Genomic DNA, 26007 nt, shown 5'->3' on the forward strand with positions numbered 1-26007 from the left:
GACAGGCAGGACGACGAGGGTGGAAGGGGTGCGGATGGCGGACGCCGAGGACAGCGACGCCGAACTGCTGAGCCGGCACGTCGCCGGCGACCCGGACGCCTTCGGCCTGCTGGTGCGGCGCCACCGCGACCGGCTCTGGGCCGTCGCGCTGCGCACCCTCGGCGACCGTGAGGAGGCCGCCGACGCCGTCCAGGACGCGTTGGTGTCGGCCTTCCGCTCCGCCCACACCTTCCAAGGACGCTCCGCCGTCACCACCTGGCTGCACCGGATCGTCGTCAACGCCTGCCTCGACCGGGCCCGGCGGACCGCCACCAGGCGCACCGGCCCGCTGGACGACGACCCGCAGCGCCTGGACACCCTGGTCGGCAGCTCCGAGGCGGCCGATCACCCGGTCGTCCGGGCCGAGGTCCGGCGCGAGGTGACGGCCGCGCTCGACGCCCTGCCCGCCGAGCAGCGGGCCGCCCTGGTCCTGGTGGACATGCAGGGCTACCCGGTCGCCGAGGCCGCCGAGGTGCTCGGGGTCCCCGTCGGCACCGTCAAGAGCCGCTGCGCCCGCGGCCGCGCCCGGCTTCTCCCGCTGGTCCGTCATCTGCGCGAGAACCCCGCCGGCGGCTCCGACAGCGGCAGCGGCTCCGGCCCGGACCCGTCCGCGCCGGGCCCGGCGACGCGCGGCGCCGTTTCACCCGGCGGCGCTGTTTCACGTGAAACAGCGCCCGGATCGGCGCCCGACGGGAACCCGACCGGCCCCCGGACCGTCACAGGGACGAGCACCGGCAGCGATCCGATCCTGGAAGGAGATGCGACCGCGCGATGACGCACCCCACTTCTTCCCCGCATCCGGCCGGACCGCACCCTTCGATCGACGAGCTCGCCGACCTCGCCGAGGAGCTGATCGAGGACCCGGACACCGCCGAGTCCCTCCGGGCGCACCTCGACGACTGCCCGGAGTGCCGCGAGACCCTGGACGCACTGGCCGGGGTGAGCGAGCTGCTGGGCACGGTGGAGACCCAGCCGATGCCGGCGGACGTCGCCCGCCGGATCGACGCCGCACTGGCCGCGGAGGCGGACCGGACGGACCGGAGGGACCAGAGGGACCGAACGGACCGCGCGGCGGAAGCCGGCAGGCCGGCCGGCTCCGCCACCGAACCCGCACCCACGCCCGCGACGGCTCCCCCCGGGCGCCCCGCGCCCGCTCACGCACCCGCGCGCTCGCGGCAGGAACCCCGCCCCGTGCCCACCGCCCCGCCGGCCGGTCCCGGACGGTCCCGGCGGCGGTCCCGGCGGCGCGTCCTGCTGGGCACCGCCTTCGCACTGGCCGCCGTCACCCTCGGGGCCCTCCTGCTGCGGACCCCGGCGCCGGACCAGGCCGCCGACACCGCGGCCGGAGCGGCCGCCGCCTCCGCCCCCTCGGTCCCCGCCCCCTCCTTCGACGTCCCGTCCCTCGGCACCCCCTCCCTCGGCGGGCAACGACCCGGCGGCGAGGCCCCGCAGGAACAGCCGGCGATCAAGGGCGGGGCGCCCGTCTACCGCGAGGAGACCCTGGCCGCGCAGGCCAGGCAGCTGGTCCGCGCGGCCGGACCGGCGGTCCGGCCCTCCGACGGCACCGACCTCAGCACCCGCACCGCGCCGCCCTGCGCGCCCCCCGGCAACGGCTCGCTGCTCGCCACCGAACGGGGCACCTTCGAGGGCGTCCCCGTGGACGTCCTGGTGTACGCGGAGCCGGGCCACCCGGACCAGCTCGACGTCTACCTGGTCGCGAGCGACTGCGGAACCGCCCCCGCGACGGTCCTGCTGCACCGGAGCGTCCCGGCGCACTGACCGGCCCACCGACCGGCGCACCGGGCCGTCGACCGGCCCCGGGACAGGCCGGCCCACCGACCCACCAACGACCCTTCGACCCGGCCGCCGCCGGAGCCGCCGCACAGGCCGTCCGACCCGGCGCCGGGCGGGCCCCGGGTCCCGGCACCCGAACCGCCCCCCCAGGCCCCTGGCGCCCCTCCCGGGGCCCACAGTGCGGTCACCTGGTACGGATTCGGCCGGGAATGCGGGAGACTGGTCAATCGTTGTCCCGGGCGGCGGAGCAGGACCGCCCTCCCCGCACAAGCGCGGGTCGCGATGCGAACCAGGAGATGCAGTGAGCGACGTCCGTAATGTGATCATCATCGGTTCCGGCCCGGCCGGGTACACCTCCGCGCTGTACACCGCCCGAGCCTCGCTCAAGCCGCTGGTCTTCGAAGGCGCCGTCACCGCCGGTGGCGCCCTGATGAACACCACCGAGGTGGAGAACTTCCCCGGTTACCGGGACGGCATCATGGGCCCCGAGCTGATGGACAACATGCGGGCGCAGGCCGAGCGCTTCGGCGCCGAGCTCGTCCCCGACGACATCGTCTCGGTCGACCTCACCGGCGACGTCAAGACCGTCACCGACTCCGAGGGCAACGTCCACCGCGCCCGCGCCGTGATCGTCACCACCGGCTCCCAGCACCGCAAGCTCGGCCTCCCCCGCGAGGACGCGCTCTCCGGCCGCGGGGTCTCCTGGTGCGCCACCTGTGACGGGTTCTTCTTCCGCGACCAGGACATCGCCGTGGTCGGCGGCGGCGACACCGCGCTGGAGGAGGCGACCTTCCTCTCGCGCTTCGCCCGCAGCGTCACCGTGGTCCACCGTCGCGACAGCCTGCGCGCCTCCAAGGCGATGCAGGAGCGGGCCTTCGCCGACCCCAAGATCAGCTTTGCCTGGGACAGCGCCGTCGAGGCGATCCACGGAGACCCGAAGCTGACCGGTGTCACCCTGCGCGACACCACCACCGGCGAGCAGCGCGAGCTGGCCGTCACGGGCCTGTTCATCGCGATCGGCCACGACCCGCGCACCGAGCTCTTCACCGGCCAGCTGGACCTGGACGCCGAGGGCTACCTCAAGGTCGAGGCCCCCTCCACCCGGACGAACATCCCCGGTGTCTTCGGCGCCGGCGACGTCGTCGACCACACCTACCGCCAGGCGATCACCGCCGCCGGCACCGGCTGCGCCGCGGCCCTGGACGCCGAGCGCTACCTCGCCTCGCTGGCCGACCTGGAGGCCCAGGCCGCCACCGTCGCGGCCTGACCCTCGCCCGACCGATCCACCGGGTGGAGCTCGCACGCGGGCCGCTCCGTTTCACGTGAAACACGTACGCACGGAGCGGGTCCGTGGGCGGCGGGCCGCGCGAGCGGCCCGTCTCCTCGGGGCCGGCCCCACCCACCTCCCTCGCCGGGACAGAAACATAACGGCCCCCGCCGTTGTTGTCCTGGCGGCAACACTCGTCCGTGACCCTTAGGAGCTACCGTGGCCGGCGCCACCAACATCGTGACCGACGCGTCCTTCGAGGCCGACGTCCTCAAGAGCGACAAGCCCGTCCTGGTCGATTTCTGGGCCACCTGGTGCGGCCCGTGCCGTCAGATCGCCCCGATCCTGGAAGAGATCGCGGGCGAGCACGGCGACAAGCTGACCATCGCGAAGCTCGACGTCGACGCGAACCAGCAGACGGCCGCGGCCTACAACGTCATCTCGATCCCGACGATGATCGTCTACAAGGACGGCCAGCCGGTGAAGTCCATCACCGGTGCCCGCCCGAAGGCCGCCCTGCTCCGCGAGCTGGCCGAGTTCATCTAGGTTCACCCGGTGCATCGGCTGAGGCGGGACTCCCCCCGGGGGGAGTCCCGCCTCAGCCGATTCCGGCGCTGCCCCGCTCAGAACGGCCGGAGAGCCGGCTCCTTGCGCGCCCCGCCCAGCAGCCGCTCCAGCGCCACCTCCATGTCGCCCTTCCAGGACAGCGCCGTCCGCGCCTCCAGCCGGAGCCTCGGGTACCGGCGGTGCGGCCGGACGGTCTTGAAGCCGACCGCGAGCAGGTGCTCCGCCGGCAGGACACAGCTCGGCCGCTCCGGACCGAGTGCCCCGAAGGCCTCGATCGCCCGGACCCCGCGCCCCATCAGGTCCTTGACCACGGTCTGGACCAGCACCCGGCCCAGCCCCTGCCGCTGGTAGCCCGGCAGCACCCGGCTGACCATCAGCAGCACCGCGTCGGGCGAGACCGGACTGGTCGGGAAGGCCAGTGAACGAGGGACGTAGGCCGGCGGGGCGTAGGTCACGAACCCGGCCGGGTCGTCGTCCACGTACACGATCCGGCCGCAGGAGCCCCACTCCAGCAGGACGGCGGAGATCCACCCCTCCTTCTCCAGCTCGGGCTTCCCGGCCTCCACCGCCTCCCTGGCGGTGACCGGGTCCAGCTCCCAGAACACGCAGGAGCGGCAGGTGTTCGGCAGATCGCCGAGGTTGTCCAACGTCAGCGGGGCGATCCTGCGTCCCATGCCCCGCACCTCCTCGTCCTCACTTCGAGCATTCCCCCCTAGGAGCTCGCGCTCCACACGCCGATGGGTGCATGTTTCACGTGAAACGCGGTTCGGTGGCCGCGGTTCCCTGTGAAGCATGCACCCGTCGGTTCAGCTCGCCGTTCAGCTCTGCGACAGCCGCAGCCCGTCCTCCCCGGGCGCCAGGCTGTCCAGGATGCGGTTGAGGTCGTCCACCGAGGCGAACTCCAGCACGACCTTGCCCTTGCCGAGCTTGCCGCCGCGCTGCGAGACCTCGACCTTGACCCGGGTCTCGAAGCGGTCCGAGAGCCGGCCCGCCAGGTCGTTGAAGGCCGGCGAGAGCAGCTTGCCCGCCTTCGGGCCGTTGGCCCGCTGCGGCTTGTCCTCGCTCGCCATCAGCTTGGCGATCTCCTCGGTGGTCCGCACCGAGAGGCCCTCCGCGACGATGCGCTTCGCCAGCGCGTCCTGCTGTTCGCCGTCGGTGACGCTCAGCAGCGCCCGGGCGTGGCCCGCGGTCAGCACACCGGCGGCGACCCGGCGCTGCACGGCGGGGGAGAGGTTGAGCAGGCGCAGCGTGTTGGAGACGTGCGAGCGGGAGCGGCCGATCCGGTCGGCCAGCTCGTCGTGGGTGCAGGAGAAGTCGCGCAGCAGCTGGTCGTAGGCGGCGCCCTCCTCCAGCGGGTTCAGCTCGGCCCGGTGGAGGTTCTCCAGGAGCCCTTCCAGCAGAAGCTTGTCGTCCTCGGTGGCCCGGACGATCGCGGGGATCTGCTCCAGACCGGCCTCCCGGGAGGCCCGCCAGCGCCGCTCGCCCATGATCAGCTCGTAGCGCTCCTCGCCGACCTGGCGCACCACGACCGGCTGCAGCAGGCCCACCTCCTTGATGGAGGCGACCAGCTCGGCCAGCTTGTCCTCGTCGAAGACCTCGCGGGGCTGACGGGGGTTGGGCGTGATCGAGTCCAGCGGCAGCTCGGCGAACCGGGCCCCGTCCACCGGGGCCAGCTGCGTCGTCGCGGCCTCCTCGGCGGCCGCGACGGCCGGCTGCCCAGGCTGCTCGGACAGCTCGGACCGCGAGTCACGGGCACTCTCCGCGGCGGCCCTGGCCGCCACCGTGCCCCGACCGGTCGGCAGCAGCGGCGCCGCCGCCCGCGCCGGCGCGCTCTCGGCGAGCGCCTCCCCCGGCACGGGCTCCGCCGTACGGGGCGATGCCACCGCGCCGGCCGCCACCGGCGTCGTGGCCGGGATCAGTGCCCCGATCCCTCGTCCCAAGCCCCTGCGAACACTCACCGATTGTCCTCCGTCGTGCTGTGCTGAACCATCTGGTGGGCGGCCTGGGCCGCGCCACGCTGCTGCCCCACCGTGCCGGTTCCGGTGGCCACGCCCCGGAGCGCCAGCTCGCGAGCGGCCTCCAGGTACGACAGCGCACCGGTGGAACCCGGATCGTACGTGAGCACCGTCTGCCCGTAGCTCGGCGCCTCCGAGACGCGGACCGAGCGGGGGATGGCGGTCTGCAGCACCTCCTGCTGGAAGTGCGTCCGCACCTCCTCCGCCACCTGGGCCGCGAGCCTCGTCCGGGCGTCGTACATGGTGAGGAGGATGGTGGAGACGTGCAGCGCGGGGTTGAGGTGGGCCCGCACCAGCTCGACGTTGCGCAGCAGCTGGCCGAGGCCCTCCAGGGCGTAGTACTCGCACTGGATCGGGATCAGCACCTCCTGCCCGGCCACCAGCGCGTTGACCGTGAGCAGGCCGAGCGAGGGCGGGCAGTCGATCAGGATGTAGTCGAGCGGCTGCTCGTACGCGGCGATGGCGCGTTGCAGCCTGCCTTCGCGGGCCACCAGCGAGACCAGCTCGATCTCGGCGCCGGCCAGGTCGATGGTCGCGGGGACGCAGAACAGCCCCTCCACGTCGACCACCGGCTGGACCACGTCGGCGAGGGGCTTGCCCTCGACCAGGACGTCGTAGATCGACGGCACCTCGGCGTGGTGGTCGATCCCGAGCGCCGTGGAGGCGTTGCCCTGCGGGTCGAGGTCCACCACGAGGACCCGCAGGCCGTGCATGGCGAGCGAGGCCGCCAGGTTGACGGTGGTGGTGGTCTTCCCCACCCCGCCCTTCTGGTTGGCCACCACGATCACCCGGGTGACGGCCGGCCGGGGGAGGCCCTCGCCGGCCCGCCCGATGGCCTGCACCGCGGCCTGGGCGGCACGTGCGATGGGCGTGTCATCGATCTGGTCGATGGTCTCGGAGTCCTGCATGGGGGTCAGTGTTTCACGTGAAACCGGAGCGGCAACAGTCGCCGTCCAGGTGCGACCAAGCCCACGGCGAAGCCGCAGGTCGAAACTACCGGAGAGCAGGGAGCGACGTTTCACGTGAAACACCATGCCCGCTATGTCGGAAATCTGACGCTGCGACACTCCGGTACGGCGGTGTCACCCTGATGGCCACCCGCCCGTCACCCGGGGCCGGCCCGGACGATCCCGTGCCCGGCGGGACTCCCGGACGCCCTCGCGCGGACCTCGGCACCCACCCGGGCACCCACCACGGCACCGGACCCGGCACCGGACCCGGCACCGGACGGCCGACGCCGTCACTGTCGCCGTCGTCGCCGCCCCCGGACAACAGCGCCCCGGACAACAGAACGGGCGGGCGGTCCGAGGACCACCCGCCCGTTCGGCGATTCATCCGCACCGGCGCCCGCGCGACGCCCTGCGGCCGGTCAGCGCCGCCGGCGCCCCGCACCACGGCCGCGCTCCGTGGTCTTGCCGGTCGCGGCCCGCCCGGCCCGGGCCGCCTTGGCCCGCCGGGTGGCGGCCTTGACCCCGCCGGGGCTCTCCCCCGCCTTGACCTGGATCACCCGGGTCGAGGTCTCCAGGGTGCCCTCGCCCACCGAGATCACCGAGGACTCGACGGCCCCGAGCTTCGCCAGCCCGGCCCGGTTCTCGGTCAGCTCCTGCTCGGCGGTGTCGCCCTTGAGGGCGAGCATCTGCCCGTGCGGACGCAACAGCGGCATGCCCCAGCCGGCCAGCCGGTCCAGCGGCGCCACCGCCCGGGCGGTGACAACGTCGACCGCGATCTTGCCGATCATCTCCTCCGCGCGGCCGCGCAGCACGGTGACGTTCTCCAGCCCCAGCTCGCGGACCACCTCCTCCAGGAAGGTGGTCCGGCGCAGCAACGGCTCCAGCAGGGTGACCGAGACGTCCGGGCGGGCCAGCGCGACCGGGATGCCGGGCAGTCCGGCGCCGGAGCCGACGTCGCAGAGCGAGGACCCGGTGGGCAGCAGCTCGGCCAGGACGGCGCAGTTCAGCACGTGGCGGTCCCAGAGCCTCGGCACCTCGCGCGGGCCGATCAGGCCGCGCTGGACGCCGGCCGTGGCCAGCAGCTCGGTGTAGCGGACCGCGGACTCGAACCGGTCCCCGAAGATCGCCCGTGCCGCGGCCGGAGCCTCGCCCGGGCCCTCCACGCTCTCGGCGGCCGCCTCGCCGCCGGGAGCCCCACTCTCCGTGTCCATCTCAGCCTCTCCGCTCACCGAAACCACCGACCGCACTCCAGCACCGTTTCACGTGAAACATCTCCCGCCAAACGGTGCGCTCCGCAAAGGGACGACGACCCCGCCCGCACGCGGCGGACGGGGTCGACACTCATCGTGGCCACGGCCGCGATGTCACCGGCTTCAGCCCGGCAGCACGACCACGAAACGCTGCGGCTCCTCGCCCTCGGACTCACTGCGGAGCCCGGCGGCGGCGACGGCGTCGTGCACGACCTTGCGCTCGAACGGCGTCATCGGCCGCAGCTTGACCTGCTCGCCCGTGCTCTTGACCTGCTCGGCCGCCTGCGCGCCCAGCGTCGCCAGCTCGGACCGCTTGCGGGCCCGGAAACCGGCGATGTCCAGCATGAGGCGGCTGCGCTCGCCGGTCTCCCGGTGGACGGCCAACCGGGTCAGCTCCTGCAGCGCCTCCAGCACCTCGCCGTCCTGGCCGACCAGGCGCTGCAGCGCACGGTCGTTGCCCTCACCGACGATGGAGACCAGGGCGCGGTCGCCCTCGACGTCCATGTCGATGTCACCGTCGAGGTCGGCGATGTCGAGCAGACCCTCCAGGTAGTCGGCCGCGATCTCGCCCTCCTGCTCCAGGCGCGCGATGAGGCTGTCGTCGGCGCTGCCCTCGGCCTCGGCTTCGACAGCGGAGGTGGTGGTGCCTTCCGTCACTGATGGACTCCTTCGGAAGTGGGGCCCGGGTTGGCGGGCCGGGAACGAAGATCGGGCGGAGGTCCGGTCAGGACTTCTTCCTCGGCCGCTGACCACCCTGCTGTCCGCCGCGCTTCGGCTGCTGGCGGGTGCCCGGCTTGGCACCGGCCTGCTTGCCGACGACCTGCTTGGCGGCGGCCTGCTTGGCCGGCGTCTTGACGGCCGTCCCGGTCTCGGCGGGCACGGCGTCCTCCGGCGCGGTCTCCTGCGGCTGGTCGTCCTTGGTCAGCGCGACCGGCTGCGCGGCGCCGTGCTGGCGCTGGGCCTTGGTCAGCTTGCGCGGCTGCTGCCGACGCACCTGCACCGACTCCTCGACCACCGCGGCGGCGGACGCCTGCTTGGTGCCGGTGGGGGGGATCAGGCCGAAGAGCTTGCCCTTGATGACGGTGCCGTCCGGGTTGATCCGGCCGGCCTTCTTCAGCCGTGCCTGGCGCTCGTCCCAGGCCTGGCTGCCCGGCGTCGGGTTGTTGCGGATGACGATCAGCTGCTGGCCCATCGACCACACGTTGGTGGTCAGCCAGTAGACGAGGACACCGACGGGGAAGTTGATGCCCATCACGGCGAACATGATCGGGAAGACGTACATCAGCATCTTCTGCTGCTGCATGAACGGCGTCTTGACCGTGAGGTCCATGTTCTTGGTCATCAGCTGGCGCTGGGTGATGAACTGCGACGCCGACATCAGGATGATCATCACGGCGGTGACGATCTTGACGCTGACCTCGTTGCTGCTCAGGAAGGTCGCGGAGAGCGGGGCACCGAAGATGTGCGCCTTGCCGGCGCTGACCAGCAGGGCGCCGTCGATGACGCCGATCGGCTTGTTCTTCGCGACGGAGGCCAGCACGCCGTAGAGGGCGGTGAAGAACGGCGCCTGCACGAGGATGGGAAGGCAGCTGGAGAACGGGTTGGTGCCCGCCTCCTTGTACAGCTTCATCATCTCTTCGGACTGGCGCTGCTTGTCGTTCTTGTAGCGCTCCTGGATGGCCTTCATCTTCGGCTGGATCGCCTGCATGGCCCGGGTCGCCTTGATCTGCTTCACGAAGAGCGGGATCAGGCAGATCCGGATGACGATCACCATCGAGGCGATGGCCAGGCCCCAGGCCCAGCCGCCGTCCGGGTCGAAGACGTGGCTGTACAACGAATGGAACTGGACGATGATCCAGGACACCATGGTGTACAGCGGATTGAGGAAGGAGAAGGTCACCGGTCAGGCTCCTTGGACATTGGGATCGGCCACCGGGCCGATGGTCGCCGGGCCCTCGGGCTCCGGACCGGCGGAGGGCGCGGTCACCGGTGGTCCGGTGTCGGCCCTGCCACGGGAGGTCAACAGGTCACGCAGCCGGCGGTGCCACACCGGGTGCTTGCGTGCCGGCACGTGGTCCACCCCACCGAGTGTCCACGGGTTGCAGCGCAGGATTCGCCAGACGGTCAGACCGCCGCCCTTGATCGCTCCGTGCACCCGCACGGCCTCGTAGCCGTAGTGGGAGCACGACGGGTAGTAGCGGCAGACCGGACCGAGCAGCGGGCTGATGGTCCACTGGTAGACCCGGATCAGACCCATCAGCAGGTACTTCATCGCCCTGCTCCCGTCGGCACGGTGGCGGTCGGCTCCGCCCGGAGCAGCCGCTTCAGGGCCGCGTCCAGGTCGTGCTCGAGATCGTGGTACGAGGCGGACCCCGCCGGGGGCAGCGCGCGCACCACTATCAGGCTACCGGCGGGCAGCCTGGACAGACGATCACGGACCAGGTGACGCAGGCGACGCTTCACCAGGTTGCGCACGACCGCGGAACCCACGGCCTTGCTCACGACGAAACCCGCACGCGCCGAAGGAGTCCCCTCGGCGACGTGCGGGCGGAAGTCGCTGGTCCGGTCGGCCTGCCCCCCGGGGTCACCGTCTCTGCTGAGATGGACGACCAGAAGGGGCCGGCCGGCCCGTCGACCGCGTTTCACCGCGGTCGCGAAGTCCTGGCGCCGCCGCAGCCGGTTCTCGGAGGGCAGCACAACAGACTCTGGCGCGGATCAGGCGGAGATGTTGGTACGGCCCTTGGCGCGGCGGGTCGCCAGGATGGCGCGGCCGGCGCGCGTACGCATACGCAGCCGGAAGCCGTGGGTCTTCGCGCGACGACGGTTGTTCGGCTGGAAGGTGCGCTTGCTCACTCGGGGGCTCCTGAGGTGAATCGTAGGATGACGGGGGGTCGCTTGGCCGTCACCGTGCGTCCGCGTGATCTCCCCTTGGAATAGGAAATCCGGCCCGTCCTCCCAGGTCTGCTGGGGTTCTGGACAATCCACGGCGCCCGTGCTGCGCGCCTTATGTGAAGCGGGTGGACCCGCGGACATGCGGCAGCGGCCATCGACAACTCGACCTGGTTACGGTACGCGGACGCGGGTCCGAGGGTCAAACCGGGTGATGACACGCCCGCGGGCCAAGGGCCCCCGTCGCCCACAGCCTGTGGACAACGACTTGAATCAGCTCTGCCCGCTGACTACCGTTGCAGGACTTGTCTGGTTTGTTCTTCGATCCTTCTCCGATCCACAGTCTCTAGATCCATCAACCCCTGCTGGAGCCGCGGGGAACCGAGAAAGCGTGCACCAGTGGCTGAAGTCAACAGCGATCTCGTCCCGGTCTGGGCGAGGGTCGTCGAGCGGCTGGTCAACGACCCGGATGTCGGTGACAAGGACAAGCAGTGGGTGCGCCGGACCCAGCCGATGTGGATGATGCACGACACCGCGCTGCTGGCGGCGCCGAACGAGTTCGCCAAGCAGGTGCTGGAGGGCCGGCTGCTGCCGCAGCTGAGCGACGCGCTGAGCCGTGAGTTCGGCCGCCCGGTCCGGATCGCCGTGATGGTGGACGCCAACGCCGTCCCCCCGGCGGCCGCCCCGGCCCCGCAGGCACCCGCCGAACCGCAGCCGCGACAGGGCCCCGAGGAGGGCCAGGGCGGCCGCCCGGCCGAGTGGTCGGGCCAGCCGGACCAGCCCGCCCGGCCGCCGTACCGCGAGGAGCCGGACTACCGCTCCCCCCGGCCCGAGGCCTACCCGCCGGCCGGCGAGGAGTACGGGCGCCCCTACGACCGCTCCTACGACCAGGGCTACGAGCGAGGCCGGTACGACACCGCCGGCTACGAGCAGCGGCCCGCGCCGTACGGCGGCGCCCCGCAGTCCTGGCCGCCGGCCGAGAGCCAGGCCCCGGCCTGGGAGCAGCAGGGCGGCTACCAGGACCAGGAGCAGCCGCCGCGGCAGAGCTACCGCGAGCAGCCGGAGCACCAGGGCCCGCCGGCCGGCGGGCAGGGCGACCTCTTCGGCGGCGCGTACGGCCCGGCGCCCGGCGACGCCCGTCCGGGCGGACGCCGTCCCGTCGGCCGGCCCGCGCAGGACGCCTCCGGCGACGGCTCGCTGCCCGCCGACCCCCGGCCGCGCTCGGTGCCGGCCGTCCGACCGCAGACGGAGCCGCCGGAGCGCTCGACCCGCCCCGGCCTGCCGGACCGCAGCCCCAGCCCGGGTGTGCCCGCGCCGCCCGGCGCCCCGCCGGCCGGCGGCTCCCGCAAGGACGAGCCGGCCGCCCGGCTGAACCCCAAGTACCTCTTCGACACCTTCGTCATCGGCGCCAGCAACCGCTTCGCGCACGCCGCCGCGGTGGCGGTGGCCGAGGCGCCCGCCAAGGCGTACAACCCGCTGTTCATCTACGGGGAGTCCGGGCTCGGCAAGACCCACCTGCTGCACGCCATCGGGCACTACTCGCGCAGCCTCTTCCCGGGGACCCGGGTGCGGTACGTGAGCTCCGAGGAGTTCACCAACGAGTTCATCAACTCGATCCGGGACGGCAAGGCGGACGCGTTCCGCAAGCGCTACCGGGACATGGACATCCTGCTGGTCGACGACGTGCAGTTCCTGGCGAGCAAGGAGTCCACGCAGGAGGAGTTCTTCCACACCTTCAACACCCTGCACAACGCCAACAAGCAGATCGTGCTCTCCTCCGACCGGCCGCCCAAGCAGCTGATCACGCTGGAGGACCGGCTCCGCAACCGCTTCGAGTGGGGACTGATCACCGACGTCACCCCGCCGGAGCTGGAGACCAGGATCGCGATCCTGCGCAAGAAGGCGATCCAGGAGCAACTGAACGCCCCCGCCGACGTGCTGGAGTTCATCGCGTCCCGGATCACCCGCAACATCCGGGAGTTGGAGGGCGCGCTGATCCGGGTCACCGCGTTCGCCAACCTCAACCGGGCTCCGGTGGACCTGGAGTTGGCGGGCATCGTCCTCAAGGACCTGATCCCCGGCGGCGACGAGGACGCCGGCCCGGAGATCACCGCGCAGGTCATCATGCAGCAGACCGCCGCGTACTTCGGCCTGGGCGTCGACGACCTCTGCGGATCCTCGCGCAGCCGGGTGCTGGTGACGGCCCGTCAGATCGCGATGTACCTCTGTCGCGAGCTGACCGACCTATCGCTGCCGAAGATCGGCGCGCAGTTCGGCGGTCGCGACCACACCACCGTGATGCACGCGGACCGCAAGATCCGCTCGCTGATGGCCGAGCGGCGCTCCATCTACAACCAGGTCACCGAGCTGACCAACCGCATCAAGAGCTGACCGCGGCAGGGCGGTCGAGGCATCCACAGGGGTGTCGGGGCAGGCTACCGGCGCCCCTTCGGCGTGTCCGGGGACGGGCCGCGGGAGCGGGCCGCAGGGAGGTACGCAAGGGGCGGGAGCCCGCCGCCGGCCCGCGCCCGCCCCGGAGCCGCCGCCGGCGGGACGCCACCGGGGCCGCCCGCCGGTGCGGCGGCACGGAAGACCCCGCGATCGGATTACCGGACCCCGGGTGTGTACGGCGCGGAATTCCGGGGCAGGATGCCCGCGACGGACGGATCGCCAGGCGGGCCGCGCCGCCGAACATCTGACCAGGTATTCGAACGGACCGGGTCCCGAGGGCCGTTGTCCACAGGAGCGGGTGACTTTTCCCCGTCCACAGCCTGGGGAGCCGGAAGTTATCCAGAATTCCTCCACAGGGGCTACGCCGCTACGCTCTTCAGCGCAGGTCAGGTGCCTGTGGACTTGTGCACAACAGTTATCCACAGCCTGTGGACATCTGGCAGGCCGTCAGTAGGCCGTCCGGGTTGTCCACCGCTTGTCCCCAGGCGGCGGCCGGTTATCCCCAGGTTCTCCACAGCGGCGTCCACAGTTCGACAACATTGCCCGGCCGTTCATGCCCCGGTGTGAAAGGCGTCACGTGATGTTGACCGGGGCCCGTGGATAACCGGTGCATGATCTGGGGACAGGCCTGGGGATAACCTGTGGATACGCAGAGTGCCCTGTGGGTAACGCTCCGCCGTCCACAGCGGGCCCTGGTTATCCACCGGTGGCGTCCACAGGCTCTGTGGACAAAAAACCGGGTCTGACCTGCGAAAACAGGGTTATCCACGGTATCCACAGGCCCTACTACTACCACTACACCTATAGACCCCTGGAACTCGGTTAACAGTGGGTGGGCCGAAATCTGTGGACAACCGTCGCCCGACATCTGTTCGGGTTGCTTCCGCCCGTCTGCCCCGTCTGTCGGTGGAGTACGTCAGACTGTCCTTCGGCAACCGGATGCGGAGCGGCAGAGCTCGGCGGGCAGGTGCCAGCAGACGATCAAGACGAACCAGAGACGTGCGAGCGAGAGCTCGATCCAGGAGGCGGTTACCGGTGAAGTTCCGGGTGGAGCGTGACGTCCTCGCGGAGGCGGTGGCCTGGGCTGCTCGCAGCCTCCCGGCGCGGCCGCCGGTGCCGGTGCTGGCCGGCCTGCTGCTGACGGCGCAGGAGGGCAGCCTGGCGCTGTCCGGGTTCGACTACGAGGTCTCGGCCCGGGTCGAGCTCGAAGCGGACGTGGAGGAGGCCGGCACCGTGCTGGTCTCCGGCCGGCTGCTGAACGACATCTCGCGCAACCTTCCCAACAGGCCTGTGGAGATCTCCACCGACGGCCAGCGGGTCAGCGTGGTCTGCGGCAGCTCGCGGTTCACCCTGCCGACGCTGCCGGTGGACGAGTACCCGGCGCTGCCGCAGATGCCCACCGCCACCGGCACCGTCCCGGGCGACGTGTTCGCCTCGGCGGTCAGCCAGGCCGCGGTCGCGGCCGGCCGGGACGACACCCTGCCGGTGCTCACCGGTGTGCGGGTCGAGATCGAGGGCGACCGGATCACCCTGGCCGCCACCGACCGCTACCGCTTCGCGGTCCGCGAGCTGATGTGGAAGCCCGAGCAGGCCGACATCTCCGCCGTGGCCCTGGTGCCGGCCAAGACCCTGCAGGACATCGCCAAGTCCCTGGGCAGCGGCGACACCGTCTCGATCGCGCTGGCCTCGGGCGGCGCGGGCGAGGGCCTGATCGGCTTCGAGGGCGCCGGCCGCCGGACGACCACGCGCCTGCTGGAGGGTGAGTTCCCGAAGTTCCGCAGCCTCTTCCCGACCGAGTTCAACGCGGTCGCGGCGATCCAGACCCAGCCCTTCCTGGAGGCGCTCAAGCGCGTCTCGCTGGTCGCGGAGCGCAACACCCCGGTGCGGCTCAACTTCGAGCAGGGAGTGCTGACGCTGGAGGCCGGCTCCGGCGACGACGCCCAGGCCACCGAGCGGATCGACGCCGACCTCGAAGGCGACGACATCTCGATCGCCTTCAACCCCGGCTACCTGGAGGAGGGCCTGAAGGCCATCGACTCCGCGTACGCCCAGCTGAGCTTCACCACCTCGACCAAGCCGGCGCTGCTGAGCGGCAAGCCCGCGGTGGACGCCGAGGCGGACGAGGCCTACCAGTACCTGATCATGCCGGTCCGCCTCTCCGGCTGACCCGGCACCGGCCGCGGCCGGGTGACACCCTCAGCTGTACCCACAGGCTGTGCACAACCTGTGGACGGCCTCCGCCGGTCAGGACGACCGGCGGAGGCCGCACCCGTTGTGTCGGCGGTTCGCCGACCGTGGGCGCGCGCCTCCCCGGCGTAGGCTCAGGCAGTGCGGCAACGGCGCCGCCGTCATGCACGTCACCACAGGTAAGGACTTGGTCATGGAGCTCGGCCTCATCGGTCTCGGCAAGATGGGCGGCAACATGCGCGAGCGGATCCGCCGCGCCGGCCACACCGTCATCGGCTACGACCGCAACCCCGACGTCTCCGACGTCGACAGCCTGCAGGAGCTCGTCAACAAGCTCCAGGGCCCCCGCGTGGTGTGGGTGATGGTCCCGGCTGGCGCCGCCACCCAGGCGACCGTCGACGAGCTCGCCGAACTGCTCTCTCCCGGTGACGTGGTCGTCGACGGCGGCAACTCCCGCTGGACGGACGACATCAAGCACGCCGAGTCGCTGGCCGCCAAGGGCATCGGCTTCGTCGACTGCGGCGTCTCCGGTGGTGTCTGGGGCCTGGAGAACGGCTACGCCCTGATGTACGGCGGCGACGCCGAGCACGTGGCCAAGGCCCAGCCGATCTTCGACGCGCTCAAGCCCGAGGGCGAGTTCGGCGCGGTGCACGCGGGCGCGGTCGGCGCCGGCCACTTCGCCAAGATGGTCCACAACGGCATCGAGTACGCCATGATGCAGGCCTTCGCCGAGGGCTGGGAGCTGCTGGAGGCCGCCCCCGAGGTCACCGACGTGCGCGAGGTCTTCCGCAGCTGGCAGGAGGGCACGGTCATCCGCTCCTGGCTGCTCGACCTGGCCGTCCGCGCGCTGGACGACGACGAGCACCTGGCGAAGCTCAAGGGCTGGGCCGCCGACTCCGGCGAGGGCCGCTGGACGGTCGAGGCCGCCATCGACCACGCGGTGCCGCTGCCCGCCATCACCGCCTCGCTGTTCGCCCGCTTCGCCTCCCGGCAGGACGACTCCCCGCAGATGAAGATGATCGCCGCGCTGCGCAACCAGTTCGGCGGCCACGCGGTCGAGAACAAGTAGTCCACAGGCTGTGGACCGCGCGGCCGAGGTCGCGCGGTCCGTCCGCCGGTGCATTCCGTCAGCCAGCAGTTCCCCAGCAGGACCAGAAGGCGAGCGCAGTCCACAGCCATGCACGTAGCGCACCTGTCGCTCGCCGACTTCCGCTCCTACGCCCGCGCCGAGGTTCCCCTCGACCCGGGCGTGACGGCGTTCGTGGGGCCCAACGGCCAGGGCAAGACCAACCTGGTGGAGGCCATCGGCTACGTCGCCACCCTGGGCAGCCACCGGGTGGCCACCGACGCCCCGCTGATCCGGCTCGGCGCCGAGCGGGCCGTGGTCCGCACCTCGATCACCGCCGGTGCCCGGAGCACCCTGGTCGAACTGGAGATCACCCCGGGCAAGGCCAACCGGGCCCGGATCAACCGCTCGGACAACGTCCGCCCGCGCGACGTGCTCGGCCTGCTGCGCACCGTGCTGTTCGCCCCCGAGGACCTCGCCCTGGTCAAGGGCGACCCGAGCGAGCGGCGGCGCTTCCTGGACGAGCTGCTCACCGCCCGCGCCCCCCGGCTGGCCGGCGTGCGCCAGGACTACGAGCGGGTGCTCAAGCAGCGCAACGCCCTGCTGAAGACCGCCGCGATGGCCCGCCGGGCCGGCGGTGGCAAGGGCGCCGACCTCTCCACCCTGGAGATCTGGGACGGCCACCTGGCCCGCGCCGGGGCCGAGTTGACGGCCTTCCGGCTGCAACTGGTGAGCGCCCTGCAGCCGCTGGTGCGGCAGGCGTACGAACAGCTGGCCCCCGGTGCCGGGGAGACGGTGCTGGAGTACCGGAGCTCCTTCGAGGGCGAGCTGCCGGCCAGCCGCGAGCAGGCCGAGGAGCAGCTGCTGGGGGCGATGCTGGCGGCCCGCAAGCAGGAGATCGAGCGCGGCATGACCCTGGTGGGGCCGCACCGCGACGAACTGGTGCTGCGGCTGGGGCCGCTGCCCGCCAAGGGCTACGCCAGCCACGGCGAGTCCTGGTCGTACGCGCTGGCGCTGCGCCTGGCCTCCTACGAACTGCTGCGGGCGGACGGCGGCGAGCCGGTACTGATCCTGGACGACGTGTTCGCGGAGCTGGACGCCCGGCGCCGGGACCGGCTGGCGGAGCTGGTCGCCGGCGGCGAACAGGTGCTGGTGACGGCGGCGGTGGCGGACGACGTCCCGAAGGCGCTGGCCGGCGCCCGGTACGCGGTGGCCGACGGCGAGGTCCTCCGGCTGGACCCGTGACGGAGTCCGCCGACGGGGCGTCCGACCGCGCGGGCCGCGGCCGTCCTGTGTTCCGCGTCATGGCCCGGATGTCCCCCGTACCTCGTAAGCTGGACGGCCTGTCCACAGCCTGGGGAAGGAGATCGTCGTGAGTGATCCGGCGCAGCTGTCCCCCGAGCCCTCGGGCGTGGACCTGGCGCGGGTGGCCCTGCGGGCCGCCAAGGAGCAGGCCCGCCAGCGCGGGGAGCAGGTCCGGGAGAAGCGCGAGGCCAAGCGGCACGGCCTGCGCAGCGGGGCCCGGGCGGACGGCCGGGACCCGGTGCCGCTGGGGGCGGCGCTGAACCGGCTGATCACCGAGCGCGGCTGGGAGGCGCCGGCCGCGGTGGGCGGGGTGATGGGGCGCTGGCCGCAGATCGTCGGGCCGGACATCTCGGCGCACTGTGAGCCGAAGCACTTCGAGGAGGCGACGGCCGTCCTGACGGTGCAGTGCGACTCCACCGCGTGGGCGACCCAGCTCCGACTGCTGGCACGCCAGTTGGTGGCCCGGCTGAACCACGAACTGGGGCACGGCACGGTGAAGGTGATCAAGGTCCTGGGCCCGGCGGCGCCGGTCAGGGGCTACGGGCGGCTGCGCGCGCCCGGGAGCAAGGGGCCCGGCGACACCTGGGGGTGAGGGGCCCCGGTCGGCCGGTCCGCGGGTCCCGCGGACGGCGAAGCTCCGGAACCGCTGGCGGCCCTTTTGAGCGCTCTGGGGGCCCGGGGCGAGTATCGGGACATGTCCAGAGGGGATTTCGGGCGGCATATCTGCCCTCAGGGGCTGCCAAACGCCCATCTCTGTCAGTCGTACCGGTAGACTGAAAGCCAAACACTGTTGCTTGTAGCAACCGAGTCGAACCGCCGTGGTCGCACGCCCTCCCGTCCAGTGGGAGGGGATGCGGCCCGTGCTGTGCCAGAGAGGGCGCTTCGTGGCCGATTCCGGCAACCCCAGCCAGACCCAAGAACCCATCGACCCGGCGACCGGAAAGGCCTACGACGCCGACGCCATCCAGGTGTTGGAGGGCCTCGACGCCGTCCGCAAGCGCCCCGGCATGTACATCGGCTCCACGGGCGAGCGCGGCCTGCACCACCTGGTGTACGAGGTCGTGGACAACTCCGTCGACGAGGCGCTGGCCGGGCACGCCGACACCATCGACGTCACGATCCTGGCCGACGGCGCCGTGCGCGTGGTCGACAACGGCCGCGGCATCCCGGTGGGCATGGTCGCGAGCCAGGGGAAGCCGGCCGTCGAGGTCGTGCTGACGGTCCTGCACGCGGGCGGCAAGTTCGGCGGCGGCGGCTACGCGGTCTCCGGCGGCCTGCACGGTGTCGGCGTCTCGGTCGTGAACGCCCTGTCCACCCGGCTCGCGGTGGAGATCCACACCGACGGCTCGCGCTGGACGCAGGAGTACAAGCTCGGCGACCCGACCGCCCCGCTGGCCCAGCACGAGGCCACCGACCGGACCGGCACCAGCGTCACCTTCTGGGCCGACCCGGACATCTTCGAGACGACCGTCTACTCCTTCGAGACGCTGTCGCGCCGCTTCCAGGAGATGGCCTTCCTCAACAAGGGCCTGACCATCGCGCTGACGGACGAGCGCGCGGAGCACGCGGACGAGGACGGCACGCCGCTCTCGGTCACGTACAAGTACGACGGCGGCATCGCCGACTTCGTCACGCACCTCAACTCCCGCAAGGGCGAGGTGATCCACCCCTCCGTGATCGACTTCGAGCAGGAGGACAAGGACAAGTCGATCTCGGTGGAGATCGCGATGCAGTGGAACACCTCGTACACCGAGGGCGTCTACAGCTTCGCCAACACCATCCACACCCACGGCGGCGGCACCCACGAGGAGGGTTTCCGCGCGGCGCTGACCGGCCTGGTCAACCGCTACGCGCGGGACAAGAAGCTGCTCCGGGAGAAGGACGACAACCTCTCCGGCGAGGACATCCGCGAGGGCCTGACCGCGATCATCTCGGTCAAGCTCGGCGAGCCGCAGTTCGAGGGCCAGACCAAGGACAAGCTCGGCAACACCGAGGCGAAGACCTTCGTCCAGAAGGTGGTGCACGAGCAGCTGAACGACTGGCTGGACCGCCACCCGGTCGAGGCCGGCGACATCATCCGCAAGTCGATCCAGGCCGCCACCGCGCGCGTGGCCGCGCGCAAGGCGCGCGACCTGACCCGCCGCAAGGGGCTGCTGGAGAGCGCCTCGCTGCCGGGCAAGCTGAGCGACTGCCAGTCCAAGGACCCGGCCGAGTGCGAGATCTTCATCGTCGAGGGTGACTCCGCCGGCGGCTCGGCCAAGCAGGGCCGGGACCCGCGCACCCAGGCGATCCTCCCGATCCGCGGCAAGATCCTCAACGTCGAGAAGGCGCGGATCGACAAGGTGCTGCAGAACACCGAGGTCCAGGCGCTGATCTCGGCCTTCGGCTGCGGCATCCAGGAGGACTACGACGAGTCCAAGCTCCGCTATCACAAGATCGTCCTGATGGCGGACGCCGACGTCGACGGGCAGCACATCCGCACCCTGCTGCTCACCCTGCTGTTCCGCTTCATGCGCCCGCTGGTCGAGGCCGGCTACGTCTACCTGGCGATGCCGCCGCTGTACAAGATCAAGTGGGGCCGGGACGACTTCGACTACGTCTACTCGGACCGCGAGAAGGACTCGGTGATCGCCGCCGGCACCGCGGCCGGCCGCCGCCTGCCCAAGGACGACGCCATCCAGCGCTTCAAGGGTCTCGGCGAGATGAACGCCGAGGAGCTCCGGATCACCACCATGGACCAGGCGCACCGCCTGCTCCAGCAGATCACCCTGGAGGACGCGGCCCGTGCCGACGACCTGTTCTCCGTCCTGATGGGCGAGGACGTCGAGGCCCGCCGCTCCTTCATCCAGCGCAACGCCAAGGACGTCCGCTTCCTGGACGTCTGACGGGGCCCGCCCCCGCCAGTACCGTCCAGTCACGCGTGAAAGGAAACTGACCACCAGTGGTCGACGACAACCGTCCCGACGGCGAGCAGCCGGACAGCACCACCGCCACCGACACCTTCGTGAGCCGGGTCGAGCCGATCGAGCTCGAGACCGAGATGCAGCGGTCCTACCTCGACTACGCGATGAGCGTGATCGTCAGCCGTGCGCTGCCCGAGGTCCGCGACGGCCTCAAGCCCGTGCACCGCCGCGTCCTGTACGCGATGTACGACGGCGGGTACCGCCCCGAGAAGGGCTACTACAAGTGCGCCCGCGTCGTCGGCGACGTGATGGGCAACTACCACCCGCACGGCGACACCTCGATCTACGACACCGTGGTGCGCCTCGCGCAGCCGTGGTCGCTGCGGATGCCGCTGGTCGACGGCAACGGCAACTTCGGCTCCCCGGGCAACGACCCGGCGGCGGCCATGCGCTACACCGAGTGCAAGATGATGCCGCTGGCCATGGAGATGATGCGCGACATCGACGAGGAGACCGTCGACTTCGCCGCCAACTACGACGGCCGCTCGCAGGAGCCCACCGTCCTGCCTGCCCGCATCCCCAACCTGCTGATCAACGGTGCCACCGGCATCGCGGTCGGCATGGCCACCAACATCCCGCCGCACAACCTCCGCGAGGTCGCCTCCGGCGCGCTCTGGGCGCTGGAGCACCCCGAGGCCTCCAACGAGGAGCTGCTGGAGGCCCTGATCGAGCGGATCAAGGCCCCGGACTTCCCGACCGGCGCCCTGATCGTCGGCCGCCGCGGCATCGAGGACGCCTACCGCACCGGCCGCGGCTCGATCACCATGCGCGCGGTGGTCGAGGTCGAGGAGATCCAGGGCCGCCAGTGCCTGGTGATCACCGAGCTGCCGTACCAGGTCAACCCGGACAACCTGGCGCTGAAGATCGCCGACCTGGTGAAGGACGGCAAGGTCGCCGGCATCGCCGACGTCCGCGACGAGTCCTCCTCCCGGACCGGCCAGCGCCTGGTGGTCGTGCTCAAGCGCGACGCCGTCGCCAAGGTCGTGCTGAACAACCTGTACAAGCACACCGACCTGCAGACCAACTTCGGCGCCAACATGCTGGCCCTGGTCGACGGCGTGCCGCGCACGCTCTCGCTCGACGCCTTCATCCGGCACTGGGTCACCCACCAGGTCGAGGTCATCGTCCGGCGCACCACCTTCCGGCTGCGCAAGGCCGAGGAGCGGGCGCACATCCTGCGCGCGCTGCTCAAGGCGCTCGACCTGATCGACGAGGTCATCGCGCTGATCCGGGCCTCGGACAGCGCGGACGCCGCCCGCACCGGCCTGATGGGGCTGCTCTCGATCGACGAGCTGCAGGCCAACGCGATCCTGGAGATGCAGCTGCGACGGCTGGCCGCCCTGGAGCGCCGCCGGATCATGGAGGAGCACGACGAGCTCCAGCGCAAGATCGACGAGTACAACGCGATCCTCGCCTCGCCGTCCCGCCAGCGCGAGATCATCTCCGAGGAGCTGACCGCGATCGTCGAGAAGTACGGCGACGAGCGGCGCTCCACGCTGATCCCCTTCGACGGCGACATGTCCGTCGAGGACCTGATCGCGGAGGAGGACATCGTCGTCACGATCACCCGTGGCGGCTACGTCAAGCGCACCCGCAGCGACCTCTACCGCTCGCAGAAGCGCGGCGGCAAGGGCGTGCGCGGCGCGCAGCTGAAGCAGGACGACCTCGTCGACCACTTCTTCGTGACGACCACCCACAACTGGATCCTCTTCTTCACCAACAAGGGGCGGGTCTACCGCGCCAAGGGCTACGAGCTGCCGGACGCCGGCCGCGACGCCCGCGGGCAGCACGTGGCGAACCTGCTGGCCTTCCAGCCGGACGAGCACATCACCCAGGTGATGGCGGTGCGCACCTACGAGGACAAGCCGTACCTGGTGCTCGCCACCCGGGCCGGGCTGGTCAAGAAGACCCCGCTCAAGGACTACGACTCGCCGCGCTCCGGCGGTCTGATCGCGATCAACCTGCGGACCGACGAGAGCGGCCGGGACGACGAGCTGATCGGTGCCGAGCTGGTCTCCGCCGAGGACGACCTGCTGCTGGTGTCGCGCAAGGCCCAGTCGATCCGGTTCACCGCCACCGACGAGGCGCTGCGCCCGATGAGCCGGGCCACCTCCGGCGTCAAGGGCATGTCCTTCCGCGAGGACGACGAGCTGCTGTCGATGAACGTCGTCCGGGAGGGCACCTACGTGTTCACCGCGACCGACGGCGGCTATGCCAAGCGGACCGGCGTGGACGAGTACCGTGTCCAGGGGCGCGGCGGCTACGGGACCAAGGCGGCCAAGATCGTCGAGGGTCGTGGGTCGCTGGTCGGCGCGCTGGTGGTCGACTCGACGGACGAAATCATGGCGATCACCCTCTCGGGTGGTGTAATCCGCACAAGGGTTTCGGGAGTACGTGAAACCGGACGTGACACGATGGGCGTCCAACTGATCAACCTCGGAAAGCGCGACGCGGTGGTGGGCATGGCCCGCAACGCGGAGGCGGAGGACGAGGAGGCGGTGGAGGACGAGGCCGGCGTGGCCGAGTCGGACACCACCGAACTTGCGGAGGGCACGGAGACGGCGGGCGGCGAGGAAGCCCAGGCCTGACCCGGCCACGGAGCCCGTACCCCCGCGCGCCCGGCGCGCGGGGGTACGGGCGGCCGACCAGTACCGGGCAATCCCGCCGGGCGCTGGATGACGAGTGACGAACCAGGCCGGTGATCACCGGCCTGGCGGTGAGTGCGGGAGGACCAGGGTGAGTGGAGCCACGGGTGCTGCGGGAGGCGCCGCAGGCGGCCGTCCGGGCGCAGCACAGGGCGGCATGCCGTACGGCGGTGTTCCGCAGACTCCGGCCGAGCACCCGGCGGCGTCCACCTCGCTGATGCCCCCGGTCGGTTCGGGCGGTCAGCCGGGTGCGGCGGGTGGCTACGGCACGCCGCCACCGCCGCCGGCCCCGCCGGCCGCGCCCGCGGCGGGCGGCGGCAACGGGTTCTCGCAGCCGACCACGTACGCCAAGGGGCAGCCCACGCCGGCCCGCGGCACGCGGGTGAACGCGGGGGCCCCGGCAGGAGGGCCGGCCGGACCGGCCGCGCCCGCGGCGGGCGGCGCCGCACGGCGCCCGGCTCCGGCCGCGCCGGCGGGCACCGGACGGACCCGCAAGGCCCGGCTGCGGGTGACCAAGGCCGACCCGTGGTCGGTCATGAAGGTCAGCTTCCTGCTGTCGCTCGCGGTCGGCGTGATCCTGATCGTCGCGGCCGCGGTGCTGTGGATGACGCTGGACTCGCTGGGCGTCTTCGACTCGCTGACCAAGACCCTCAAGGACGTCACCGGTTCGGACACCACCGGCGGCCTCAACCTGATGGACTACGTCGGCTTCGGCAAGGTGATGAGCTTCACCGTGCTGATCGCGGTGGTGGACGTGGTGCTGCTGACCGCGCTGGCCACCCTGTCGGCGTTCATCTACAACACCGCCGCCGGCTTCACCGGTGGTGTCGAGCTGACCCTCGCGGAAGAGGACTGACACCCAGTCACTTCCGGCGGAATGAGCGGGCCCCGAAGGCTGTTGCAGCCTTCGGGGCCCGCTGCCGTTCGGGCGGGTTCCGGGCCAGGGGGGCGCAGGCCGTCCGGTCACCCGGCGTTCGGGTGACGGGCGTCCGGCCCCGGCGTGCCGCCGGGTTCCGCGACAGCCGCTGTGGGCTTAGCTGGGACGCGCGGTGCGCGAGGGACGCAGGTCGCAGGCAGGTCGCAGACAAAGGCAGCCGTACGGCTGGACGGAGGCGCGCAATGGCTGAGCTCGCAAGGCAGATGGTCGGGTCGCTGGAGGCCGTGCTGGGGGTCCCGGTACCGCTGCGGATCCAGGCCTGGGACGGCAGCATCGCCGGCCCGCCCGGCGCGCCCACCCTGATCCTGCGCAGCCGCCGCGCCGTCCGCCGCCTGGTCTGGTCGCCGGGCGAGCTGGGGCTGGCCCGGGCCTACGTGGCCGGTGACATCGAGATCGCCGCCGACACCGACCTCTACGAGGTGCTGTCGGCCGTCGCGCAGTACGCCGAGCGCCCCGAGATCCGGCAGCTGAACCTGGGGGTGGGCGACGCCCTCGGACCCAAGGGCAGGGAGTTGCTGCGGACCGCCCTGCGGATCGGCGCCGTGGGCCTGCAGCCGACGCCGCCGCCGGAGGAGGCCCGGGCGGTTCGGGGCAGGCTGCACAGCCGCAGCCGGGACCGCGCGGCGATCAGCCACCACTACGACGTCGGCAACGACTTCTACGGCCTCGTGCTGGGCTCCTCGATGGTGTACTCCTGCGCGTACTGGACGCCCGAGGCCAAGAGCCTGGAGGCCGCCCAGGAGGCCAAGCTGGACCTGATCTGCCGCAAGCTGGGCCTGCGTCCGGGGATGCGGCTGCTGGACGTCGGCTGCGGGTGGGGGTCGCTGCTGATCCACGCCGCCACGCACTACGGCGTGGAGGCGGTCGGGGTGTCGATCTCGGCGGAGCAGGTGGCGCTGGCCCGCAGCCGGGTCGCGGAGGCCGGGCTCGCCGACCGGGTGGAGGTCCGGCTGCAGGACTACCGCGAGATCCCGGACGGCCCCTTCGACGCGATCTCCAGCGTCGGGATGGCCGAGCACGTCGGCTCGGTGCAGTACCTGACGTACGCCTCCGTGCTGTACCGGCTGCTGGCCCCCGGCGGGCGTCTGCTCAACCACCAGATCTCCCGCCGGCCGCTCCCCTCCGGCGAGCACTACGAGCTCAGCCCGTTCATCCGCAAGTACGTCTTCCCCGACGGGGAGCTTGCCCCGGTGGGGTCCACGGTCTCCCTGCTGGAGGAGGCCGGCTTCGAGGTCCGGGACGTCGAGTCGCTGCGCGAGCACTACGGGCTGACCCTGCGGGAGTGGGTGGCCAACCTGGAGGCCAACTGGGGGCAGGCCGTCCGTCAGGTCGGACGGGGCCGGGCCCGGGTCTGGCGGCTGTACATGGCCGCCTCGGCGCTCGCCTTCGAGGAGAACCGGATCGGGATCAACCAGGTCCTCGCCGTCCGCACCCCCGTGAGCGGTGCGGCGGGCCTCCCTCCCACCCGCGAGCAGTGGCTGGCCCGCCCGCAGCGCCCTGAGCTGCACATGGCCGGCGGCGGTCCCGCGGGCGGCGCCGGGGGTGCCGCGGATACGGATTTGGGAGATCGGCCGTCGGTCCGCTAATCTTTCAGTGCGGCAAGGGCCTATAGCTCAGACGGTTAGAGCGCTTCCCTGATAAGGAAGAGGCCACAGGTTCAAGTCCTGTTAGGCCCACCTGCG

Annotated in this window: 22 protein-coding genes and 1 tRNA gene; 14 read left to right on the top strand and 9 right to left on the bottom strand. The window is 71.7% G+C overall.

The genetic code is table 11. The features are described from left to right. Window positions 1-34: 34 nt before the first annotated feature. The 4 genes from sigM to trxA all read left to right on the top strand — a co-directional run bounded on the left by sigM (window position 35) and on the right by trxA (window position 3646). The gene (gene sigM, locus J2S46_RS20975) at window positions 35-814 is read left to right on the top strand and encodes an RNA polymerase sigma factor SigM (protein ID WP_191288509.1); all 780 of its coding nucleotides are present in this window, start codon (window positions 35-37) and stop codon (window positions 812-814) included. Continuing rightward, complete coding sequence (locus J2S46_RS20980) at window positions 811-1818, top strand: RsmA family anti-sigma factor (protein ID WP_191288508.1); 1008 nt, start codon at window positions 811-813, stop codon at window positions 1816-1818. The genes sigM and J2S46_RS20980 overlap by 4 nt, the downstream gene beginning before the upstream one ends. Before the next feature lie 316 nt (window positions 1819-2134). After that, window positions 2135-3100, top strand: a complete 966-nt coding sequence (trxB, locus tag J2S46_RS20985) for a thioredoxin-disulfide reductase (RefSeq protein ID WP_191288507.1) — start codon at window positions 2135-2137, stop codon at window positions 3098-3100. Between the two features lie 219 nt (window positions 3101-3319). Next, window positions 3320-3646: a thioredoxin gene (gene trxA, locus J2S46_RS20990; RefSeq protein WP_073929206.1), complete on the top strand. Its 327-nt coding sequence runs from the start codon at window positions 3320-3322 to the stop codon at window positions 3644-3646. Window positions 3647-3723: 77 nt separating this feature from the next. Here trxA and J2S46_RS20995 read toward each other — a convergent pair whose 3' ends face one another. The 9 genes from J2S46_RS20995 to rpmH all read right to left on the bottom strand — a co-directional run bounded on the left by J2S46_RS20995 (window position 3724) and on the right by rpmH (window position 10735). Further along, window positions 3724-4341: a GNAT family N-acetyltransferase gene (locus J2S46_RS20995; protein ID WP_073929207.1), complete on the bottom strand. Its 618-nt coding sequence runs from the start codon at window positions 4339-4341 to the stop codon at window positions 3724-3726. Between the two features lie 144 nt (window positions 4342-4485). Then, window positions 4486-5625, bottom strand: coding sequence for a ParB/RepB/Spo0J family partition protein (locus tag J2S46_RS21000; RefSeq protein ID WP_191288506.1), 1140 nt, complete (start codon window positions 5623-5625; stop codon window positions 4486-4488). Beyond that, the gene (locus J2S46_RS21005; RefSeq protein ID WP_191288505.1) at window positions 5622-6590 is read right to left on the bottom strand and encodes a ParA family protein; all 969 of its coding nucleotides are present in this window, start codon (window positions 6588-6590) and stop codon (window positions 5622-5624) included. The genes J2S46_RS21000 and J2S46_RS21005 overlap by 4 nt, the downstream gene beginning before the upstream one ends. Window positions 6591-7051: 461 nt before the next feature. Further along, window positions 7052-7843 (bottom strand): 16S rRNA (guanine(527)-N(7))-methyltransferase RsmG, encoded by a 792-nt coding sequence (gene rsmG / locus J2S46_RS21010; RefSeq protein WP_191288504.1) that lies wholly within the window; start codon window positions 7841-7843, stop codon window positions 7052-7054. A gap of 162 nt (window positions 7844-8005) precedes the next feature. Next, window positions 8006-8539 (bottom strand): Jag family protein, encoded by a 534-nt coding sequence (locus J2S46_RS21015; protein WP_073929211.1) that lies wholly within the window; start codon window positions 8537-8539, stop codon window positions 8006-8008. A 67-nt stretch (window positions 8540-8606) separates the two neighbouring features. Beyond that, complete coding sequence (yidC, locus tag J2S46_RS21020; RefSeq protein WP_229912288.1) at window positions 8607-9749, bottom strand: membrane protein insertase YidC; 1143 nt, start codon at window positions 9747-9749, stop codon at window positions 8607-8609. A 36-nt stretch (window positions 9750-9785) separates the two neighbouring features. Beyond that, window positions 9786-10154 carry a membrane protein insertion efficiency factor YidD gene (gene yidD, locus J2S46_RS21025; RefSeq protein WP_191288502.1) on the bottom strand — a complete coding sequence of 123 codons (369 nt, stop codon included), beginning with the start codon at window positions 10152-10154 and terminating at the stop codon, window positions 9786-9788. Next, window positions 10151-10579: a ribonuclease P protein component gene (gene rnpA / locus J2S46_RS21030; protein ID WP_073929214.1), complete on the bottom strand. Its 429-nt coding sequence runs from the start codon at window positions 10577-10579 to the stop codon at window positions 10151-10153. The genes yidD and rnpA overlap by 4 nt, the downstream gene beginning before the upstream one ends. Window positions 10580-10597: 18 nt before the next feature. After that, window positions 10598-10735, bottom strand: coding sequence for a 50S ribosomal protein L34 (rpmH, locus tag J2S46_RS21035; RefSeq protein ID WP_035799375.1), 138 nt, complete (start codon window positions 10733-10735; stop codon window positions 10598-10600). 435 nt (window positions 10736-11170) lie between these two features. Between rpmH and dnaA the strand changes: the two genes are divergently transcribed. From dnaA to J2S46_RS21085, 10 genes are all read left to right on the top strand, one after another. Beyond that, window positions 11171-13162 (top strand): chromosomal replication initiator protein DnaA, encoded by a 1992-nt coding sequence (gene dnaA, locus J2S46_RS21040; protein ID WP_191288501.1) that lies wholly within the window; start codon window positions 11171-11173, stop codon window positions 13160-13162. Between the two features lie 1095 nt (window positions 13163-14257). Beyond that, the gene (gene dnaN / locus J2S46_RS21045; RefSeq protein WP_073929216.1) at window positions 14258-15388 is read left to right on the top strand and encodes a DNA polymerase III subunit beta; all 1131 of its coding nucleotides are present in this window, start codon (window positions 14258-14260) and stop codon (window positions 15386-15388) included. 214 nt (window positions 15389-15602) lie between these two features. Next, complete coding sequence (gene gnd, locus J2S46_RS21050) at window positions 15603-16478, top strand: phosphogluconate dehydrogenase (NAD(+)-dependent, decarboxylating) (protein ID WP_191288500.1); 876 nt, start codon at window positions 15603-15605, stop codon at window positions 16476-16478. Window positions 16479-16586: 108 nt separating this feature from the next. Beyond that, window positions 16587-17720 (top strand): DNA replication/repair protein RecF, encoded by a 1134-nt coding sequence (gene recF, locus J2S46_RS21055; RefSeq protein ID WP_191288499.1) that lies wholly within the window; start codon window positions 16587-16589, stop codon window positions 17718-17720. Between the two features lie 121 nt (window positions 17721-17841). Beyond that, a complete protein-coding gene (locus J2S46_RS21060; protein WP_191288699.1) occupies window positions 17842-18372 on the top strand; it encodes a DciA family protein in 531 nt (176 codons plus the stop codon). A gap of 268 nt (window positions 18373-18640) precedes the next feature. Beyond that, window positions 18641-20665, top strand: a complete 2025-nt coding sequence (gene gyrB / locus J2S46_RS21065; RefSeq protein WP_191288498.1) for a DNA topoisomerase (ATP-hydrolyzing) subunit B — start codon at window positions 18641-18643, stop codon at window positions 20663-20665. A 56-nt stretch (window positions 20666-20721) separates the two neighbouring features. Beyond that, window positions 20722-23331, top strand: coding sequence for a DNA gyrase subunit A (gyrA, locus tag J2S46_RS21070; protein ID WP_370882215.1), 2610 nt, complete (start codon window positions 20722-20724; stop codon window positions 23329-23331). Window positions 23332-23545: 214 nt separating this feature from the next. Further along, complete coding sequence (locus tag J2S46_RS21075; RefSeq protein WP_229912205.1) at window positions 23546-24244, top strand: DUF3566 domain-containing protein; 699 nt, start codon at window positions 23546-23548, stop codon at window positions 24242-24244. Between the two features lie 263 nt (window positions 24245-24507). Then, window positions 24508-25911: an SAM-dependent methyltransferase gene (locus J2S46_RS21080; RefSeq protein ID WP_191288497.1), complete on the top strand. Its 1404-nt coding sequence runs from the start codon at window positions 24508-24510 to the stop codon at window positions 25909-25911. Window positions 25912-25927: 16 nt separating this feature from the next. Then, window positions 25928-26001, top strand: a tRNA-Ile gene (locus J2S46_RS21085). Window positions 26002-26007: the final 6 nt, after the last annotated feature.

Origin of the sequence: Kitasatospora herbaricolor (genome assembly GCF_030813695.1) — a bacterium.
GTDB lineage: Bacteria > Actinomycetota > Actinomycetes > Streptomycetales > Streptomycetaceae > Kitasatospora > Kitasatospora herbaricolor.